The 19,460-nt window shown below is 50.8% G+C and carries 16 protein-coding genes, 3 tRNA genes, 2 rRNA genes, 1 other RNA gene and 1 other annotated feature; of the genes, 17 read left to right on the top strand and 5 right to left on the bottom strand.

The annotated features are described in order from the left end of the window. Nucleotides 1-19: 19 nt before the first annotated feature. Together rrf and guaB are read left to right on the top strand one after the other, a co-directional pair. Nucleotides 20-135, top strand: a 5S ribosomal RNA gene (rrf, locus tag EVJ20_RS14775). A gap of 251 nt (nt 136-386) precedes the next feature. Further along, the gene (gene guaB / locus EVJ20_RS14770; RefSeq protein WP_071398621.1) at nt 387-1,850 is read left to right on the top strand and encodes an IMP dehydrogenase; all 1,464 of its coding nucleotides are present in this window, start codon (nt 387-389) and stop codon (nt 1,848-1,850) included. Between the two features lie 46 nt (nt 1,851-1,896). Here the strand turns inward: guaB and EVJ20_RS14765 are convergent, their stop codons facing one another. From EVJ20_RS14765 to pdxR, 3 genes are all read right to left on the bottom strand, one after another. Beyond that, on the bottom strand, nt 1,897-5,328 hold the full coding sequence (locus tag EVJ20_RS14765) for an alpha-amylase family glycosyl hydrolase (protein WP_131490793.1): 3,432 nt from the start codon (nt 5,326-5,328) through the stop codon (nt 1,897-1,899). A gap of 150 nt (nt 5,329-5,478) precedes the next feature. Then, nucleotides 5,479-6,129, bottom strand: a complete 651-nt coding sequence (locus EVJ20_RS14760; protein ID WP_131444243.1) for a class A sortase — start codon at nt 6,127-6,129, stop codon at nt 5,479-5,481. Then, a complete protein-coding gene (gene pdxR / locus EVJ20_RS14755) occupies nt 6,110-7,528 on the bottom strand; it encodes a MocR-like pyridoxine biosynthesis transcription factor PdxR (protein ID WP_071398618.1) in 1,419 nt (472 codons plus the stop codon). The genes EVJ20_RS14760 and pdxR overlap by 20 nt, the downstream gene beginning before the upstream one ends. A 287-nt stretch (nt 7,529-7,815) precedes the next feature. On the opposite strand from pdxR, the gene pdxS reads away from it, so the two are divergent. From pdxS to EVJ20_RS14715, 8 genes are all read left to right on the top strand, one after another. Continuing rightward, nucleotides 7,816-8,706: a pyridoxal 5'-phosphate synthase lyase subunit PdxS gene (gene pdxS, locus EVJ20_RS14750; protein ID WP_070329506.1), complete on the top strand. Its 891-nt coding sequence runs from the start codon at nt 7,816-7,818 to the stop codon at nt 8,704-8,706. A gap of 1 nt (nt 8,707) precedes the next feature. Further along, entirely contained in the window at nt 8,708-9,286 is a 579-nt protein-coding gene (pdxT, locus tag EVJ20_RS14745; protein WP_131508739.1) for a pyridoxal 5'-phosphate synthase glutaminase subunit PdxT, read from the top strand. A 75-nt stretch (nt 9,287-9,361) separates the two neighbouring features. Continuing rightward, entirely contained in the window at nt 9,362-10,606 is a 1,245-nt protein-coding gene (locus tag EVJ20_RS14740; RefSeq protein ID WP_236636518.1) for a D-alanyl-D-alanine carboxypeptidase family protein, read from the top strand. Nucleotides 10,607-10,624: 18 nt separating this feature from the next. Beyond that, nucleotides 10,625-10,832 (top strand) — a binding site (T-box leader). Nucleotides 10,833-10,884: 52 nt separating this feature from the next. After that, nucleotides 10,885-12,168, top strand: a complete 1,284-nt coding sequence (gene serS, locus EVJ20_RS14735) for a serine--tRNA ligase (RefSeq protein WP_131466538.1) — start codon at nt 10,885-10,887, stop codon at nt 12,166-12,168. Nucleotides 12,169-12,314: 146 nt separating this feature from the next. After that, nucleotides 12,315-12,405 (top strand) — tRNA-Ser (locus tag EVJ20_RS14730). A gap of 35 nt (nt 12,406-12,440) precedes the next feature. Next, nucleotides 12,441-12,531 (top strand) — tRNA-Ser (locus tag EVJ20_RS14725). A 30-nt stretch (nt 12,532-12,561) separates the two neighbouring features. Further along, nucleotides 12,562-12,651, top strand: a tRNA-Ser gene (locus EVJ20_RS14720). A gap of 170 nt (nt 12,652-12,821) precedes the next feature. Beyond that, complete coding sequence (locus EVJ20_RS14715) at nt 12,822-13,820, top strand: hypothetical protein (RefSeq protein WP_131466536.1); 999 nt, start codon at nt 12,822-12,824, stop codon at nt 13,818-13,820. A gap of 40 nt (nt 13,821-13,860) precedes the next feature. Here the strand turns inward: EVJ20_RS14715 and EVJ20_RS14710 are convergent, their stop codons facing one another. Next, nucleotides 13,861-14,532: a deoxynucleoside kinase gene (locus EVJ20_RS14710; protein WP_131441747.1), complete on the bottom strand. Its 672-nt coding sequence runs from the start codon at nt 14,530-14,532 to the stop codon at nt 13,861-13,863. After that, entirely contained in the window at nt 14,529-15,164 is a 636-nt protein-coding gene (locus EVJ20_RS14705; RefSeq protein WP_070329502.1) for a deoxynucleoside kinase, read from the bottom strand. Before EVJ20_RS14705 ends, EVJ20_RS14710 begins: the two co-directional genes overlap by 4 nt. Nucleotides 15,165-15,285: 121 nt before the next feature. Between EVJ20_RS14705 and tadA the strand changes: the two genes are divergently transcribed. The 7 genes from tadA to EVJ20_RS14670 form a co-directional block, all read left to right on the top strand. Next, the gene (gene tadA / locus EVJ20_RS14700; RefSeq protein ID WP_016510583.1) at nt 15,286-15,786 is read left to right on the top strand and encodes a tRNA adenosine(34) deaminase TadA; all 501 of its coding nucleotides are present in this window, start codon (nt 15,286-15,288) and stop codon (nt 15,784-15,786) included. 53 nt (nt 15,787-15,839) lie between these two features. Beyond that, nucleotides 15,840-16,108, top strand: an RNA gene (gene ffs / locus EVJ20_RS14695) — signal recognition particle sRNA large type. Between the two features lie 94 nt (nt 16,109-16,202). Next, a complete protein-coding gene (gene dnaX, locus EVJ20_RS14690; RefSeq protein WP_070329501.1) occupies nt 16,203-17,879 on the top strand; it encodes a DNA polymerase III subunit gamma/tau in 1,677 nt (558 codons plus the stop codon). Nucleotides 17,880-17,894: 15 nt separating this feature from the next. Next, nucleotides 17,895-18,212 carry a YbaB/EbfC family nucleoid-associated protein gene (locus EVJ20_RS14685; protein ID WP_035386845.1) on the top strand — a complete coding sequence of 106 codons (318 nt, stop codon included), beginning with the start codon at nt 17,895-17,897 and terminating at the stop codon, nt 18,210-18,212. Between the two features lie 22 nt (nt 18,213-18,234). After that, nucleotides 18,235-18,834, top strand: coding sequence for a recombination mediator RecR (recR, locus tag EVJ20_RS14680; protein ID WP_070329500.1), 600 nt, complete (start codon nt 18,235-18,237; stop codon nt 18,832-18,834). A gap of 17 nt (nt 18,835-18,851) precedes the next feature. Continuing rightward, entirely contained in the window at nt 18,852-19,055 is a 204-nt protein-coding gene (locus tag EVJ20_RS14675; RefSeq protein WP_236633568.1) for a YaaL family protein, read from the top strand. A gap of 341 nt (nt 19,056-19,396) precedes the next feature. Next, nucleotides 19,397-19,460, top strand: a 16S ribosomal RNA gene (locus EVJ20_RS14670); the annotation flags it as partial.

Here is a 19,460-nt window from a genome sequence, read left to right as displayed (position 1 = left end):
TCAGGGAACAATTCCCTTGTCTGGTGGCGATAGCGAAGCGGCCACACCCGTTCCCATGCCGAACACGGAAGTTAAGCGCTTCAGCGCCGAAAGTAGTTGGGGGTCTCCCCCTGTGAGGATAGGACGTTGCCAGGCCATATGAAGGACGACCAAGCACATGCTTGGTCGTCTTTTTCTATTTCTAAAACCGATTATTATTGACTTGGCCTTCCGATAACGTGGACATTTTCCGAATGATTTGAGAAGGATTCAACAGGAATGAACACAATTCTGAACTTTCTGAACATCGTGAATTGAATTGCACTTTCGAGCCATACCTGTTACCATTACAGAAATATTTCGAAACAAAGATTCGGGTCCGATAGAGAAAGGGGCAATCGATTTTTATGTGGGAAAACAAGTTTGCAAAAGAAGGATTAACGTTTGATGACGTCTTACTCGTACCGCGGTTTTCAAATGTCTTGCCAAGAGATGTAAGTCTGAGCACGAAGCTATGTGAAGGGCTTGAGTTAAACATTCCAGTCATCAGCGCTGGTATGGACACAGTGACGGAAGCACCGATGGCAATCGCCATGGCGCGTCAAGGTGGTCTTGGCGTTATCCACAAAAACATGTCGATGGAAATGCAAGCAGAGCATGTCGACCGTGTGAAACGTTCGGAGAACGGAGTCATTACGAATCCATTTTATTTGACGCCAGAGCGCCAAATTTACGATGCCGAGTATTTAATGAGTAAATACCGCATTTCCGGTGTCCCCATCGTCAATTCTGAACAAGAACGGAAATTGATCGGTATTTTGACTAACCGTGACCTTCGCTTCATCAGAGACTACTCGACTGTGATCGAAGACGTCATGACGACAGAAAATCTTGTCACTGCAAAAGTCGGAACTTCTCTTGAAGAAGCAGAGCGAATTCTGCACCAACACCGCATCGAGAAGTTACCACTCGTCGACGATGCCGGCGTTTTAAAGGGCTTGATCACGACGAAAGATATCGAGAAGGTTGAGCAATTCCCTCACGCTGCGAAAGACAAACAAGGGCGTCTTCTTGTGGCGGCAGCTGTCGGGGTAACAAAAGACGCTGCTTCGCGTGCTCAAATCCTTGTCGATGCAGGCGTGGATGCGCTCGTTGTCGATACAGCACACGGCCACTCGGCTGGTGTCATCGAGAAAGTGAAAGAACTGCGTGATTTGTTCCCGACACTTCCAATCATCGCCGGTAACGTGGCGACGGCAGAAGCGACACGTGCTTTGATCGAGGCCGGCGCTTCAGTCATCAAAGTCGGTATCGGACCGGGTTCGATTTGTACGACACGGGTCGTTGCCGGAGTCGGTGTCCCTCAAATCACGGCAGTCTACGACTGCGTGACAGAAGCACGAGAACACGGTGTCACGGTCATCGCTGACGGTGGAATCAAGTACTCGGGCGATATCGTCAAGGCAATCGCTGCTGGCGCAAGCGCTGTCATGCTCGGTAGTCTCTTGGCTGGCGTAAAAGAAAGCCCAGGTGAGATGGAGATCTATCAAGGTCGTCAGTTTAAGACTTACCGTGGTATGGGATCGGAAGCTTCGATGAAGCGAGGCAGTCAAGACCGTTACTTCCAAGAAGCGGATAAAAAATTCGTCCCAGAAGGCATTGAAGGACGCGTCGCTTACCGAGGCGAGCTGGCCGACACGGTGTATCAACTCATTGGTGGCCTTCGTTCGGGAATGGGCTATTGCGGCGCTGCCGACATTCGAGCATTGCGAGAAGATACGCAGTTCATTCGAATGACTGGAGCCGGCCTGCAAGAAAGCCACCCACACGATGTGCACATTACAAAAGAAGCACCAAACTATTCACGTTAACAAATAAGCCGTTGTCTCCTGAAAAGGGACAACGGCTTTTTGCTGATCATTTTTTAGCTTTAGAGACGAGGATGACCGTACCGCCTTGATCTTGCGCTGGTAGGTTCACGGTCACCTTGCCGTCGCGCTTGACGACGTATGTCCGTCCGCTATAGCGGTCGACGAGCACTGTGTTCTGTTTGTGCTTTGTTTCGAACGTCGCCGTTTGAGCCGACTCTTTCGTGTTCAATCCAATAAGAATAGACTCTTTGCCGTAAGCCCGTTCAAAAATCGAATAACCGGTGCTCGAACCGCCGGCAACGACCGAACGTGTTCCTTTGCTGAACACTTTTGAATAGTCCGCCCGAATGTTGAGCAACTTTTGATAGTGGGCGTGCATGTCTTTGCCTTCACCGTTCACCCGTTTCCAGTCAAAGTCGTAACGGTTTTCGTTAAACTCGCCTTTGTCCATGTCTAAGGCATGTTTCCCAGATTGACCGATCTCTTCTCCATAGTAGATGACCGGTTGCCCTTTCGCCGTCATTTGGAGCGAGGCTGCGACCATATGCTTACCTTCATCGCCGCCAGCACGAGAGATGAGGAAGCCATCTTCATCGTGGCTGCTGAGGAACTGGCCGAGTGTCGCTTCGTTTGAGAGTTGGGTGTTCCGGTATTGAAGAGCGCTCTCGACCCCATCAATGTTCCCGTTGATGAAATTTTCCGCTTGGTACTTGAAGTCGAAATCAAGCAACGAATCCATCTGGCCGCTCCGGAGATAGCCGCCTGTGTTGTTCACACTCGCCCCGTAATGCTCACCAATCATTTTAAAGTCTGGCTTGAGCGCTGTCAGTTCATTCTTAAACGATTTCCATGTCGTCGCATCCACATGCTTGACCGTATCGACACGGAAGTAATCGATCGTATTCCCTTGTTTCGTCTTCGAACGCTTGATCCAGTCAGTCTGCCATTTGACGAGTTGTTCACGGACGGCAGCTTCCTCTGTCTTAAAGTCAGGAAGGCCGGAGAGCGACATTTTCAAATCGTCCCCGTCGACAGGCGTGTCACGAATCATGCCTTTAAAGGCATCACGTTCCTTGTTCGTAGGGAAATTCGTCGCCCCTGTGCTGTCGGCGCCTGGTTCCATTCCGTAGCCTGGGTGGTTCAAGACGACGTCGACCATGATCTTGATGCCGCGTGCGTGGGCCGCATCGATCAGGCGATGGAACGCCTGCATGTCTCCGAGATGTTCATCAAGTTTCTCGAAGTTTTTGGCCCAGTAACCGTGATAGCCGTATTGAGAGCCATCTTTACCGTAGCGGAGATCCCAATCGATATTATCGACGATCGGGGTAATCCAAATCGTGTTGATCCCGAGCTTGTCGAGATAGTCGAGTTTTTTCGTGATCCCGGCGAAATCGCCGCCGTGATACGACTCGAGATGATCTTGGTCATAATATTCACCGTTCGGATTATTGTTCGTCTTGTCGCCATCGTGGAAACGATCCGTCAACATGAAGTAGATCCGGGCTTCGTCCCAGTCAAACGCTTGCTTGTCTTTCATCGTGACCGGTCGGACGTTTACGGAAGCCGTCGTTTTATGGACGTTGCCATATTGATCCACGGCCGTGATCGTCAACGTTTTGTTGCCTGGCATGACCGTATCTTTGACTGCGATCGTCTGTTTATTGAGTGCCGGATCGATTGAAAGTTTAGCCGGTCCACCAAGCGGGCGGGCATCGATATAGAGTTCACGAAGCGTCACGCCTTCTGGTAGCGTCGGTTTGACGTGAACGACGGCATTCTCCCGCGAACTGATCGCTTTCGGTGCGATCGAAGACGTGAGTTTGACGGCCGGACGACGGTATTCGACGGTTGACGCTTCAAAATAGGGATCCGTCACTTCGGTCGTGACGCCGTCTTTTGTGACGAGGAACGTATAGTCATGCGTCCCTTCCGGAAGACGGACGGTATGACGGTACCATTCGTTCTTATCCTCATACGCCATCGGATAGGTCACGCCATTCACGTTTAAGGCGACACGGTCGAGTTGATCGAGCTGTCCTGCCTCGTACAAGTCTTTGTCCCGATAGAAGAACGTGACGGTCCCGTCCTCGAACACCGGTCCTTGAATGGTTGGTACTTGATGGAAGGCGCCTTGGCCGCTCGCGACGACGACTTTCGTGACACGATCATTTCCGAGTTTCACGTAACGGTCTTCACCGTAAGCGTCCTTGACCGCCCAATCGGTTCCTTTACGGATGACAAATCCGACGTTCGTCGCATCTTTCCCGACTGGAATTCGGAAAATGGCGCCGTCTTCCGTAATTTTGTGGGGATCCACTTGTCCATCTTTTGCCCCGGTGCTCCACGTCCACAAGTTCCAATCGGTATAGTCTTGATCGGCGCGGACGTACAGCATTTCGATGTACCGCTGCGTCTTCCATGGATCAGCCAGCTCCGTGACGGTCTTGAACGAAGTCGTCAGCGCGGGTAGCGTCGTGGTCGATAGATTACCTTTGACGGCCCCGGCTGGCAATGTGGCCGTGTACGTCTGACCGAGTCCGAGTTTGCTCGTCGACGTGACAGTCACGGTCGAACCGTTTGCTTCGGCAGTGAACGGGACGGCCGTCTCTCCGCTCATCAAGCTGACATTTGAGGCGTCTAACGTCACCGGCTCATTGAACGTCCAGGTGATGGGAGCAGATACGTCGGCATCTACAGACTGATTCGCCGGGTCGACGTTCGTTACTTCAAGCTGCGTCACTGTCTCGACGCCGCTGAGTGTATAGGCCGGGCTGTACACAGATTGAGTCGACGGGTTGGCCGAGACGTTCCAGCTGTCAGCTAGTTTGTTAGATCCGTTGCTCGGAATCGTATCGAACGCACCGTGTTCACCGGCATTATTTCCGCTGAGGACGGTGAGAGCACGGACCGTGTCGTCATTTTTTAAACCGAGCAGCGACAACGGGATTTTCCCTTCGAATCCTGTCGTCCGGTCGAGGGCGAACGAAGCACCGTTCAAGTTTGCCAAGTTCGCGAGCGGGGTCGTCTTCCCAGCTTCATAGAGCGCGGCTTCTTTGACAGACTTGTCCCCATCGACACGAAGTAAAATGTGATACTGTGGTTTTTTGTCTGTTTGACTAAAGTTGAACGGATAACCGAGTGGGTTCGTGGCGACGCCAGAATCTTCATCGTTCACTTGGAGGGCGATGTTTATGTATTGGCCGTTGTCGCCCCAGTTCGGGACGTTGAACGCATCGACATAGAAGTACAGGTTCGTTTTGTCATTTTGAAGATAAAGATTGCCGAGATCGAAGCCTTGCCAACCAACATCTGCCGATGACGCTAGCGCCGAGACGTCTGTCCAATCGGTTTTATTCCCATCGACTGCCACCGTCGTCGGTTCGGCCAAGACGTTCACCGGGACACCGGCTTGAATGAGCAGGACAGAAGATAAGAGTAATGTCGTCGTACGTCGTGCCGTATTGTTCTTCTTCATGAGAGCACCTCTTTCGTAAAATAGGTCGTCTACAGGGCAACGGATTGTCAATTTTGTGCAAACGGTTCCAGAAATAGTTTAGCCGATTATGTAAGCGCTCACAATATGTTTTTTGAAAAACAATAAAACGTCCTTCGTGTGGAAGGACGCTCAGTTAGAGATATAAGGTGTTGTCTGCACGAGCTCTCCCTTGACGATTAATCGTTCCGTCGCATCGAACGTGCACGTGATCAAGGTAATGGTCGCATCTGTCGTCTCGTCAAGCACGTCGATCCGTGTCGGGGGAACGGTCTCGAGTGCCTCCGTCCGGTATTGATACGTGTTCGTCAAATCGGTCACGTAAATCATCGTTCCCGTCTTGATCGTATGGAGCGGTCCGAACAAGGCTGTCGGACTTTGGGTGTAATGACCGGCTAGTGCGTAATTCCCACGCCCCATCTGTTGGGAAGCGCGCATCGTACCAGCCCCGACCGCTAAATTCTCATTGTCGAGACCGTACAAAATTGGTAATTCTAAATCGATATCTGGAATCGTGATCATGCCGATTGTCGGCAAATCATGAAATCGATTGCGCACGTTTAACAAGTCGTCCCACGATAACGGTTCGACCGTTTCGAAGTCGAATTCGCCCCGATCCGGCTGTTGGAGTTGAATCGCTTCAGTCACACGTTTGCTGTTCGAGGTGGCGACACGGTCTTTCCACCATGACTCGGTCAAAAAGAGGCTACCGATCAACAAACAGACGATGCCGATGACGTAGCGTGAGCGTCTGATCATTGTTTCATCGCGAGGTTTTCCCATATGGCCCTCCCTTCCCGATATTCCAACAGGCCATCAACTGGTCAATCGCCGTTTGTAACGTTGCTTCAGGCAGGGCGGCGAAACCAAACAGCAGTTGCGGTCTCGTGTCGCGTGAATTGATACGATAGTCGGCCATCGCCTTGATACGAATGCCTGACTGTTCAGCGAGTTGCTTCAATTGCTCGCTAGTTTGTGCTGTATCGACCGAGAGGACGATGTGGAGACCAGCGCTGGCGCCAGTGATTGTGACGAGCGGCTCGTATGGTTTGAACGCCGTGATCACGGTCTCGAGTTTGCGGCGGTACGTTTTACGCATCCGGTTCAAATGTTTCTCGAAATCGCCGCTCGCCATAAACTCGGTTAGCGTATGTTGCTCGAAACGCGGCACACTGCAGGTGAAATGGCGATACCGTTCCCGATAGCGGTTTAACAGTGGGGGCGGAAGCACCATGTAGCCGATGCGGAGCGAAGGCATGAGCGACTTCGAAAACGTGCTCAAATAAACGACACGTTCGTTTTGGTCCATGCTTTGCAGCGACGGAATCGGCTTGCCGCTGTAACGAAACTCGCTATCGTAATCGTCTTCAATGATATATGTTTGTCGCTCGGACGCCCAGTTGAGGAGGCGCTGGCGACGGCTGACGGACAGGATCGTACCGGTCGGGAACTGATGGGCCGGGGTCACATAAACCGCATCGATTGCCTCTGCCTCGAGTCGGTCGACAAGGACCCCGCTGTCGTCGACCGGGAGCGGGACGTAGCTTCGATTTTGGTGTTCGAACAGCTGTCGCGTGAGCGGATAGCCCGGGTCTTCAATCCCGAACGTCGTCGCGTCGGTGAGCAAGTCGAGCAGTTGAGGCAACAATTGCTCGGTCCCAGAACCGACGATGATCTGCTCGGGCGAACAATGAACGCCACGGGAGTGATACAAGTACGTGGCGATTTCTTGGCGGAGCACGAGATCGCCTTGCACCGACCCGAGTGCGAGCAGTTCATGATTCTCCTCGGCGACGACTTGTTTCAAGTGACGGCGCCAACGTTCGAACGGGAATGCGGTCGTATCGATCTGACTCGGGTATAAGTCGAACGTGTATGTTTTTTTCGTCGGAAGCGGTTCGATCGTGCTGGTGCCACGCCTGACGTACAGCTCTTCTTGCGGCAAGACGTAAAACCCTTTCCGTGGCAGCGACTCGATATATCCTTCAGCAAGCAGCTGGGCGTAAGCGAGCTCGACCGTCGTTTGCGAGACGTCCAAAAATTGGCCGAGCTTCCGTTTTGACGGCAGTTTCGTCCCGGTCATGAGCGTATCGTCGACGATCGCTTGCCGGATGTGTAAATAGAGCTGTTCATAAAGCGGGGTGCTCGATTCGGGCTCGAGCGAGAATGTGAGCATATCCATAAGTTGTCCTTTCTTCTGTCAGCCGAAGAAAACATAGAGCACGAATCCGATGACGAGAATGAACGAAATCAGTCCAGGCTTCCCGTAAAAGGAACGGTTTTCCGCTTGATCTCGCGGGTTCCATTGGTCCATAAAACATTCCTCCCTTATACGTAATAAGATTCGAGGAAACGAGCATGAACCCTTCTCCTAAAACTGACCACTTTAAAAAATATAAAACTGGCACTTTCAATATAGTCAAATCAATCTATACTTGCAAGTAGACTAGCTTAATGGAGGCGATTTATATGGAAAAGAGACAAGTAGGGACAGATAAAGTCAAACGTGGAATGGCCGAAATGCAAAAAGGTGGCGTCATCATGGACGTCATCAACGCTGAACAGGCGAAGATTGCTGAAGCAGCAGGAGCCGTGGCAGTCATGGCGCTCGAGCGCGTACCATCAGACATTCGTAAAATGGGTGGCGTCGCCCGGATGGCAGACCCGACAATCATCGAAGATGTCATGGGAGCGGTATCTGTACCGGTCATGGCGAAATGCCGCATCGGACATATCGCCGAAGCCCGTGTCCTTGAATCGATGGGGGTCGATTTCATCGATGAGAGCGAAGTGTTGACACCGGCCGATGAAGAGTTCCATCTTTACAAGCGTGATTACAATGCGCCGTTCGTCTGCGGAGCGCGTGACCTCGGAGAAGCTTCACGCCGCATCGGTGAAGGTGCAGCGATGATCCGGACAAAAGGTGAGCCAGGGACAGGAAACATCGTCGAAGCGGTTCGTCACATGCGTACCGTCCAAGCACAAGTGAAACGCTTGCTTTCAATGAGCATCGATGAAGTGATGACAGAAGCGCGCGACCTTGGTGCCCCGTTCGAAGTGCTCATGCAAATTCGTGAAGCGGGCCGTCTTCCGGTCGTCAACTTCGCAGCAGGTGGTATCGCGACGCCGGCAGACGCGGCACTCATGATGCACCTCGGTGCGGACGGCGTCTTCGTCGGATCAGGTATCTTTAAAGCAGAGAACCCAGAGAAATTTGCCCGTGCCATCGTTGAAGCGACGACATACCATGACGACTACGAGCGAATCGCTCACTTGTCAAAAGGTCTTGGCGAAGCGATGAAAGGACTCGACGTCCGCACGCTCAAACCAGAAGAGCTCATGGCGCCGCGAGGTTGGTAAGATGACGACGATCGGTGTACTCGGAATGCAAGGTGCGATTCGTGAACACGTCCGCATGCTCGAGGCGCTCGGTGCAGATACGCTCGTCGTCCGTTCGGTCGATGACTTGGACCGCATCGACGGACTCGTCTTGCCAGGCGGGGAGAGCACGGCGATGCGTCGTCTGCTCGACCGCTATGACCTGCTCGAACCGCTTCGTGCGAACACATCGTTGCCGATGTTCGGCACATGTGCCGGACTGATTTTACTCGCGACCGAAGTGGAAGGGTATGATGCCCACCTTCGCAAAATCCCGATGACCGTCAAGCGCAACGCGTTCGGACGTCAAGTCGACAGTTTCGAGGTCGATTTACCGGTCAAAGGACTCGATGACGCGGTTGAAGCAGTGTTCATCCGGGCCCCGCAAGTAGCAGCGGTTGACGCTAACGTCGAAGTCCTCGCCGAGGTCGAAGAAGCAATCGTTGCAGTGCGCTACGACAAATATGTTGCCTGTTCGTTCCATCCAGAACTGACGGATGACTTGTCGATGCACCGCTACTTCTTAGAAATCGTCAAGGCGACGAAGCATCAACTCGCATGAGTCGAAGACTCCCTGTAACTAGGGGGTCTTTTTCTGCTACACTGTAACGAGACACGTACAGAAAGGGGCAAGACTGTGAAAGATAAATGGATTGTATCGGTGCTCATATGCGCTGTCCTTATAACTATTGTTTTTCCGATGAACGCTTCAGCAGCGCCTAAAGTCGAAGCGAGCGGTGCGATGCTCGTCGATATGACGACCGGGCAGGTTCTTTTTTCGAAAGATGAAGATGCGATGCTCCCACCGGCGTCGATCACAAAGCTGATGACCACTTTCCTCGTTCGGGAGGCAGTCGAGTCAGGAGAACTGAGTTGGAACGAAGAAGTGACGCCGAGTGAAGCGGCATTGGTCTTGACGCGTAAACCAGGGCTCGCCCGCATCCCGCTCGTCAATAAACCGTATACAGTCAAGGAACTATATGACGTGGCGCTCATCCGCTCGGCGAACGAGGCCGCGGTGACGCTGTCCGAGGCGGTGGCGGGGTCGGAAGAAGTGTTCGTTCAACAGATGAACGAGCGGGCAACCGAGCTCGGCATGACCCAGACGACGTTCGCGAACGTCTCGGGACTAGATTCTGTATCAGCAGGGCGTCCAGGAGAAAACTTGACGTCGGCGAATGATTTGATGAGGCTCGCGCTCGCCTACTTGACGAAATTTCCGGATGTGCTCGACGTGACGAAGCGAGCGTATGTCGACATTGACGGCGTCAGATTCGAAGCGACGAATCGGATGCTTTCAGGCCGCGATTTGGCGTATCCAGGGATGCTCGGTTTTAAGACGGGCACGACGGATGACGCCGGTTATTGCTTCATCGGCGTATCGACACGAGATGGTCGGACCGTGCTCTCCGTCGTCCTTGGGGCCGAGACGGACAACGGGCGCTATGAGGCGACGAAAGCACTTCATGAGTTCGCTTATCGCGACTTTGTCATGACACCGATTTTACGGACCGGAGAAATCGTGCCGGAGAATGTATTCGTCGCCGAGGGAGAAGTTGAAACGGTAGCTGCGCGGACGACAGCGGCGTTCGAAGTGCTCGTCGAGAAAGGACAAGCCGTCCCTGAACCAGTCTATGACCTTCCGGACACGAAAGCACCGGTCGCAGTCGATCAACAAGTCGGGACGGTCACGATTGAACCTTCAGAGAGCGTCCGCTATCTTGACGGCGAGAGTCCGCCGACAGGAACACTTGTGACTGCCGAATCAGTCGAGACCGCTTCATTTTTGACTCGGATGAGCCGGGCCTTCGCAGACTTTTTAGAGGAGGTTCGACTCGTCCTAGGAAAACTGAGTCTTGTCGATAGAGTCGAGATGTTGTAAAGTAAGATTAATTCAATGACAGATGCAACGATGAGGAAAAGTATGTTACAGTCATCTACTTACAGAGAGCTAGTGGTTGGTGCAAACTAGTGGGACGACGTAACTGAATCGGCCTCGGAGCATTGACTTGGAAACAAGTCACGTCACGCACACGTTACGTGCATCGAGTGGCCTAGTTTTAGGCAACGAGGGTGGCAACGCGGATCCAAGGTGGTTCGTCCCTTTCCTACGGGAAAGGGGCGTGCCACCTTTTTTATGCAAAAAAGGAGGAACTAGTTATGTTAGACATCAAACGATTACGTCAAGATTTTGAAGGGATTAAAACCAAGCTCGCCCAACGCGGTGAAGACTTGAGTGCGCTCGACCGTTTCCCGGAGTTAGAAGAGAAACGCCGGGACCTCATCAACGAGGTCGATGTGAAGAAAGCAAAACGAAATGAAGCGACGAAACAAATCGCTGAGCTCAAGCGCAACAAGCAAGACGCGGAAGCACCGATCCTTGAAACACGCCGACTTGGTGATGAGATCAAGTTGCTCGACGAGGAATTACGCGAAGTGGAAGCCGAGTTGAACATGATTCTCCTCAGTATCCCGAACATCCCGCATGAATCAACGCCGATTGGTGAAACAGAAGACGACAACGTCACGATCCGCGAAGTCGGAACGAAGCCCGAGTTCGATTTTGACATAAAACAGCATTGGGACGTGATGGAAGATTTGAAAATTGTCGACGTCGAACGTGCCGGTAAAGTGACAGGAAGCCGTTTCGTCTTCTATAAAGGGTTAGGTGCTCGTTTAGAACGGGCGTTGATCAACTTCATGATGGATATGCATGCCGATGAGCATGGCTATTCTGAAGTGCTCCCGCCGTACATGGTGAACCGTGACGCGATGACAGGGACGGGTCAGTTACCTAAATTTGAAGAAGATGCGTTCAAAGTGGCCGATACGAATTACTTCCTCGTCCCGACAGCGGAAGTACCGGTGACGAACATGCACCGCGATGAGATTATTGCTGAGGCGAATTTGCCGATCACGTATACAGCTTACAGCGCTTGCTTCCGTTCAGAAGCGGGATCTGCCGGTCGTGACACACGTGGTCTCATCCGTCAGCACCAGTTCAACAAAGTCGAGCTCGTCCGCTTCGTCAAACCGGAAGAGTCTTATGAACAACTCGAGTTGTTGACAGGGCACGCGGAAGAAGTGTTGAAACGCCTCGGTCTTCCATATCAAGTACTCAGCATGTGTACAGCCGACCTCGGGTTCACGGCAGCGAAGAAGTACGATATTGAAGTATGGATGCCGGCTCAAGGTGTATACCGCGAGATCTCATCTTGCTCAAACTTCGAGGACTTCCAAGCGCGTCGTGCCGGGATCCGCTTCCGTCGTGATGTGAATGCCAAACCGGAGTTCGTGCATACACTCAACGGTTCAGGGCTTGCCGTCGGTCGGACCGTCGCCGCCATTTTAGAGAACTTCCAACAAGCCGATGGATCGGTCGTCATCCCAGAAGCGCTGCGTCCATACATGGGCGGAATTGAAAAAATTGAACTTCCCCGTTAAACGAGGAATGGCCTATCCGAACGTATCATTCCGGATAGGCTTTTTTTTAAATGTTTTTTTACAAAAGGGTTTGACATCTGCTTGCTGAGTTGGTACTATAAATCATGTCGAGCGAGATGTTTGTTCGTCAACTGCATACGAGCCGTGGAGGTGTACCCAAGTGGTTTAAGGGAACGGTCTTGAAAACCGTCAGGGGTGTAACAGCCCGCGTGGGTTCGAATCCCACCACCTCTTCCATTTTTATTTAGAGGCTCAACAATTGCATACATCGTGGAGGTGTACCCAAGTGGTTTAAGGGAACGGTCTTGAAAACCGTCAGGGGTGTAACAGCCCGCGTGGGTTCGAATCCCACCACCTCTTCCACTTTCTTTTTTTTTACACTTTTTTCAGCTTGGAGTTGTACCCAAGCCCGGCTGAAGGGGACGGACTCGAAATCCGTTAGGAGTCGTAAGGCTCGCGTGGGTTCGAATCCCACCAACTCCGCTTTTTAGGCGTCTGCACAGGCAGATGCGTTTTTTTTTTTTTTTGTCGTAGACTACGGTCTGCGGCTTTTTTTGTTTGTGGCGAAACAGCGAAAAGCGGCTAATCTCGGCTTGAATCGGGAATCTTAATAAGGTAGAGACTGGTGGCGCGTTAGGAAGGAGAGGAGCGTCATGGACTGGATTGAAGCGTATGTCGATGAAGTGGTCAGGCATGTCCCGCCGAAGCGGAGAGACGAAGCTGCCGTTGCTATTAGGGAGGATATCGAAGCGAAGCTGCCGGATCAGCCGACCGAGACGGAAGTGAAGCGCGTGCTCGAACAGATGGGACATCCGGCCATCGTTGCTGCGCGTTATAAAGACGGCCAGTATTTGATTGGACCTAAGTTTTTCCCGATGTATGTCAATGTGGTCAAGCTCGTCGTCCCGATCGTGATGGCTGTAGTCTTCTTCGGTTTGCTCATGGCGAGCATCCCGACATTCTCGGGACCGGCCATGCCGACAATCGGAATCTTTCTCACGAATTTGTTCGACACGTTATGGGACGTTGGGATTCAACTCGTTTTTTGGATCACGCTCGTCTTCTTTTTGATTGAGCGTTACGCGCCGAGCGATGCGATCGCCCCTGACATGAGTTGGAATGTGTCCACATTGCGTGATCGGGACCGCGGAGGACGGATTAGTAAATTGGATGCCGGATTCGGATTGTTCTTTACGGCGGTTTGGTTCGGGGTGTATTTGAACGCCGAGCGGTTTCTCGGGATTTATGAGTCGACAGGGGAAGGTTTTTCGATGATTGTTCCGATTTTTAATCAATCGTTCTTGTTTGAAGTGGTCTGGTTGTTCTTAGCCGTCATTTTGCTTCAAGTCGTCCTCGGTGTTTGGAAATGGGTGAAAGGACGTTGGACGTATGCACTCGCCTCGTTCAATTTGATCTATAACGTGGCCTCAGCCGCCTTTATCATTTGGATGGCGGGTTCGTCGCGCTTGTTCGACCCGCGCTTTATCGACTGGGTCGAACTAAATGTCCCGAACGACGTGTTCTCGTTCGGGTGGGTGTTCGGATTGGTCGTGGCCATCACGATTCTGGCGGCTGTGTTTGATACGATTGACGGGTACCGGAAGGCTTGGAAAACACCGACACATCGAAAACGCCCGATTGCCCAGCCGTAAAAAAAGATGATGCCTCGCTTTTGAGCGGGGCATCATCTTTTTATCTTACTTTTGCTTCACGAGCGACTGTCAATTGTTTCCCGATTTTTTCAAGAATGAGTTCAACTGAATCCGGATCGTTAATCAAGTCATATTCTTCAATTGATAGACGAAGTACCGGGCACAAGTTGAAGTTGTTGATCCATTCCGTGTAGCGGGCGTACATTTCTTCCCAATACGCGATCGGTGTTTGTTGTTCCATCTCACGGCCACGCAGTTGAATGCGGTCGAGCACTTGGTCGAATGAGCCTTCGAGATAGATCAGTAGATCAGGGTGTGGGAAGAACGGCGTGAGCACCATTGCTTCGAACAGGCTTGAGTACGTCTCGTAATCTGTCGGCGACATCGTGCCTTTTTCATAGTGCATCTTCGCGAAGATGCCTGTATCTTCATAAATCGAACGGTCTTGAATGAAGCCGCCGCCGTATTGGAAGATTTTCTTCTGTTCTTTGAACCGCTCTGCCAAGAAGTAGATTTGAAGATGGAAGCTCCAACGCTCAAAATCATGATAGAATTTATCGAGGTATGGGTTCGTGTCCACTTTCTCGAGAGAAGTGCGGAAATTGAGGGCGTCGGCAAGCGAGTTCGTGATTGTCGATTTACCGATTCCGACCATTCCACCGATCGTAATGATCGTGTCATTCGGAATGTTATATTTTTCATTCAGGGTCATTTTAGTTGGGCTCCTTTAGTCAATTCTAGTTCGCGTTCAATCGTCGTGAGAACGTGCGTCAAATCGTCCGGGTTTTGGACAAAATCAAGTTCGTCTCCGCTGAACGAAAGAATCGTCACTTCGGGGTGAGTCGCACGGTACGATTCGACAAACGTTTCGTAATCCCGGGCGAGTTGTTCGAGGTAGTCGCGAGACATGTTCTCTTCTACTTCACGTCCACGCAACGCTACGCGTTTCATAAGCGTCTCGATACTGGCGTGCAAGTAGATGACGACATCGGGTTTCGGCATATCATGTGTCAAAATCTTATAGATTTGCTCATACTTGTTCAAGTGGGCTGGTCTCAGCGAACGGTGGGCAAAAATCAAGTTCTTGAAAATATGATAGTCTGAAACGACGGATTGCTGTTGGCTCAAGTGGTGTTTGTGGATATCGTCTAATTGCTTGAATCGATTGCATAAGAAGAACATTTCCGTTTGGAAACTCCATTCTTCGATATCTTCATAAAACTTGCCGAGAAATGGGTTTTCTTCTACAATTTCATTCAGCATCTGCATTGAAAAGTGCTGACTGATGATATGGGCCAGTGACGTTTTCCCGACACCAATCGGTCCCTCTACCGTTATAAACATATGATGTCATCCTCCATTATCCAAAGTGCAAGTTCCATTCTAGCACACAATGAAGAAGATAGGGCGAGCGAAATGATTTTCATTTTTTTTCATACTATGTGACAAGAAACGGGGTGTTAATATGGAACGAGATGAACGATTTATGAGGCTCGCCATCGCCGAAGCAAAGAAGGCGGAAGCAATCGGGGAAGTCCCGATCGGTTGTGTCATCGTTAAAGGAGAAGACGTGATCGCGACCGGCTATAACCGGCGTGAAACGGATTTATTGGCGGCGGCGCATGCCGAGATGATTGCGATTGAATCAGCGAATACGGTACTCGGTAACTGGCGGCTTGAAGACTGTGAACTGTTTGTGACGTTAGAGCCTTGTCCGATGTGCGCGGGTGCGATCATCCTCTCGCGCGTGAAGCGTGTCGTGTTTGGTGCCCGCGATCCCAAAGGCGGATGTTGCGGGACACTCATGAACCTTCTTCAAGACGATCGGTTCAATCATCAAGCTGAAGTGACCGAAAACGTTTTAGCAGAAGAATGTGGAGAGCTACTAACAACCTTCTTTCGCGGCCTTCGAGAACGGAAGAAGCAGGCTCGGCTTGAACAGAGAGGTTGCAACGCATCTGATTAAACAGTATAATGTAATAGCACTCGAAGAAGTGCTTAACTTCATTTACCCATTTGCCGTGCTAGGCGGGGAGGTAGCGGTGCCCTGTAACTCGCAATCCGCTATAGCGAGACTGAATTCCGATTCGAGGGAGTGCATTGGTGTGGCCCGTCCTCGTGTAAGTGGCGTTGACGTCTGAGTCCTGCGCAACGGTCACCCATGAACTAGGTCAGGTCCGGAAGGAAGCAGCCTTAAGTGGTGACGTACCGTGTGCCGCAGGGGTGCTTGGGCCGAGCAAACTGCATGAGTAACGCACATTGACGTGCTTTCAGAAATCGGTGCGCGGCAGATTTATTTAATAACTTTAATCTACGGCCCCAGGGTTGTAGATTTTTTTGTATGATGAAATAAAAGATGAAACGATGAAAGGAGGCGGGGACATGGCGTATCAAGCATTGTATCGGGTCTATCGTCCGCAGTCATTCCAAGAGGTAGTCGGTCAAATACACATCACACGCACGATTCAAAATGCGTTACTCGAAGAACGGATGTCACACGCTTATTTATTCTCTGGTCCGCGAGGTACGGGGAAGACGAGCCTCGCGAAGATTATCGCGAAGGCAATTAACTGCGAAACGGCGCCGACGAGGGAACCGTGTAATACGTGCCCGACCTGTGTGGCGATTACGGAAGGGACGAGCCCGGATGTATTCGAAATCGATGCCGCTTCAAACAACGGGGTCGATGAGATCCGCGAAATTCGAGACAAGGTCAAGTATCCGCCTTCGCAAGCGCGTTATAAAGTGTACATTATCGATGAAGTGCATATGCTTTCGACAGGGGCGTTCAATGCACTATTGAAAACGTTGGAAGAACCCCCACCCCATGCGATCTTCATTTTAGCGACGACGGAGCCCCATAAGATTCCGGCGACCATCATCTCACGTTGCCAACGTTTCGATGTGAAGCGGCATGAAGTCGGTCAACTCCAGACACGAATGGCTTACATTTTGAACGACCAAGATTATGACTATGATCCAGAAGCGCTTAAACTGATTGCCCGTGCCGCTGACGGTGGGATGCGTGATGCATTGAGCCTGCTTGACCAAGCGCTTGCGTTCAGTGACGGCCGTTTGACGGAAGAGGCAGTGCTCGAAGTGACGGGTGCGGTTACGGATGACGCTCTCCTTGATATGGCCTATGGATTGCAACAGAGACAACTCGATCAAATTCTGAAGACGCTTGAGACGATGTTGCGTGAAGGGAAGGACTTGAAACGGTTTATCGAAGATCTCGTGTTCGTGCACCGTGATGCCCTTCTATTAAAAGCATCTCCACAAGCGATAGACTTACTAGAGCGAGCCCGTCCGAACGAGACGTTCCGCCAATTCGTGGAAACGACCTCGACGGACGAGCTGTTTCAAGTGATCGAAGAATTGAATGAGTGTCAGCAACAAATGCGCTTATCCAACCATCCGAAAGTGTTGGTCGAGCTGACGTTCATTCGCATCGCTGAACAAGGACGAACGATGACCGAGCAAATGAAGCAACTTCAAGACCAAGTACGTGAATTGAGTCGTGAGTTGAATGAAGTGAAGAAAAATGGGGTAGCGGTCACAGAGGCCGCTGCCGAGAAGCCGAAAGTGATGAAGCGGACGCAAGTTCGTGTTCCGAAAGAGCGGATCCGCCAGTTGTTGCAACGGGCTGAGCGGCAGCATTTGAATGCAATCCGTGATAGTTGGGAAGACATTATGGTCAACATCCGCACGGTGGACGGCCCGATTTTCGCGCTGTTCTATGAGAGTGAAGCTGTTCTTTGTGCAAGTGACACCTTACTGGTACAATTTAAAGATGGGATGACATGGCACTACGAGCAGGTCAGTTCAAACGGCCGGACCCGCGATGTGATCGAGCAAGCGTTGTTCGAAGTGACGGGGATTCGTCGAGAAATCATGGCCGTGCTCGAGAGCGATTGGGTCGAGTTAAAAAACGAATTCATCCTTCGTAAACAATCCGAACGTTCAGACCATAAAGAAGAAGAGAAGGTCGAAGAAGACCCGCTCATTGTTCAAGCTGTCGAACGATTTGGAGATGTCGTTGAAATCGAAGAAGTTTAAAAGGAGGCGCTCGATATGCGTGGAATGGGAAACATGAACAACATGATGAAACAGATGCAGAAAATGCAAAAAGATATGGCGAAAGCGCAAGAAGAATTAAAGGACTTGACGGTTGAAGGCACAGCCGGAGGCGGGATGGTCAAAGTGATCGTCAGTGGCCATAAAGAAGTAATGGATATCATCATCGCGGAAGAAGCGGTCGACCCAGATGACGTCGATATGTTGCAAGACCTTGTTTTAGCGGCTGTCAATGACGCCATGAAACAAGCCGACCAACTCGTCAACGATAAGATGGGACGTTTTACGCAAGGGATGAACCTTCCAGGTTTTTAAGTGAAGAAAGGAAAGATGCGAGTTGCAATACCCTGAAGCAATCGGACGCTTGATTGAAAGCTTTACAAAGTTGCCAGGAATTGGTCCGAAAACTGCCATCCGGCTAGCGTTCCATGTATTAGATATGGAAGAGGACGATGTATTGACGTTCGCCAAGGCGCTTGTCAGTGCGAAGCGTGATATTAAATACTGTACAGTGTGCGGACATATTACGGACGTCGATCCGTGTGCGATCTGTAAAGATTCGCACCGAGATGAAACGATCATCTGTGTCGTGCAAGATTCACGAGACGTTATTGCAATGGAGAAGATGCGGGAATATCGAGGGAAGTATCATGTGTTACATGGGGCGATTAGCCCGATGGAAGGGATTGGACCTGAAGATATTAACGTATCGAGTTTGCTGACGCGTCTGCAAGAGAACGAAGCGGTCAGTGAAGTGATTTTGGCGACCAACCCGAACATTGAAGGGGAAGCTACGTCGATGTATCTATCGAGATTGCTCAAACCGACCGGGATTAAAGTGACGCGTCTGGCGCACGGACTTCCTGTCGGGGGCGATTTAGAGTATGCGGATGAAGTAACCCTCTCCCGGGCGATGGAAGGTCGCCGAGAACTATGAGGTGGTTTCGCAAACCTTTGCGGGATAGTTATGATCAACGGTTCCTAAGAGAACTGTTAGATGCGAAGGCGAAGTACGAAACGAAGCGCCACATGCTTGAAGTGAGCGTTGAAGACACTGGTGAACTGGCTGCCCAAGTGAAGCAGGCTGAAGCACTATACTTTTTTTATCTAAAAGAAGCAAAGCGACGACAAGTGTCCCTTTCTAATTTACGAACTTGAGACGAGGCGAAAGTCTCGTCTTTTTTTCTCTATATAATGAAGGAACTGGGGAGGGAAACGTCGCAGACTATAAAAAAACAAAGAATGTTTCTAGTTTTTAAAGTTTTTTTAATAAAGCTATTGCGTAGTTAAAGTTTTATTGATATATTAATAGACGTCGCCGAGAGCGAATGAAAAAATAATCTTAAAAAAGTTATTGACCATTTGGTTGAAACTTGTTAAGATATCTAAGTCGCCAAAGTGTGACAGACGAACTTTGAAAACTGAACGATGAGGCAAAAAAAGTTTTACAAGTTTTGATTGAAGCGCAAGCTTCGTCATTTTCAAGAGCTATATCAAATTCTTTGGAGAGTTTGATCCTGGCTCAGGACGAACGCTGGCGGCGTGCCTAATACATGCAAGTCG

It is taken from the genome of Exiguobacterium sp. SH0S1 (assembly GCF_004337165.1).
GTDB classification, from domain to species: domain Bacteria; phylum Bacillota; class Bacilli; order Exiguobacteriales; family Exiguobacteriaceae; genus Exiguobacterium; species Exiguobacterium aurantiacum_A.
Note: the sequence above shows the minus strand (reverse complement) of the source record. Positions and strands in the feature narration are given on the sequence as shown.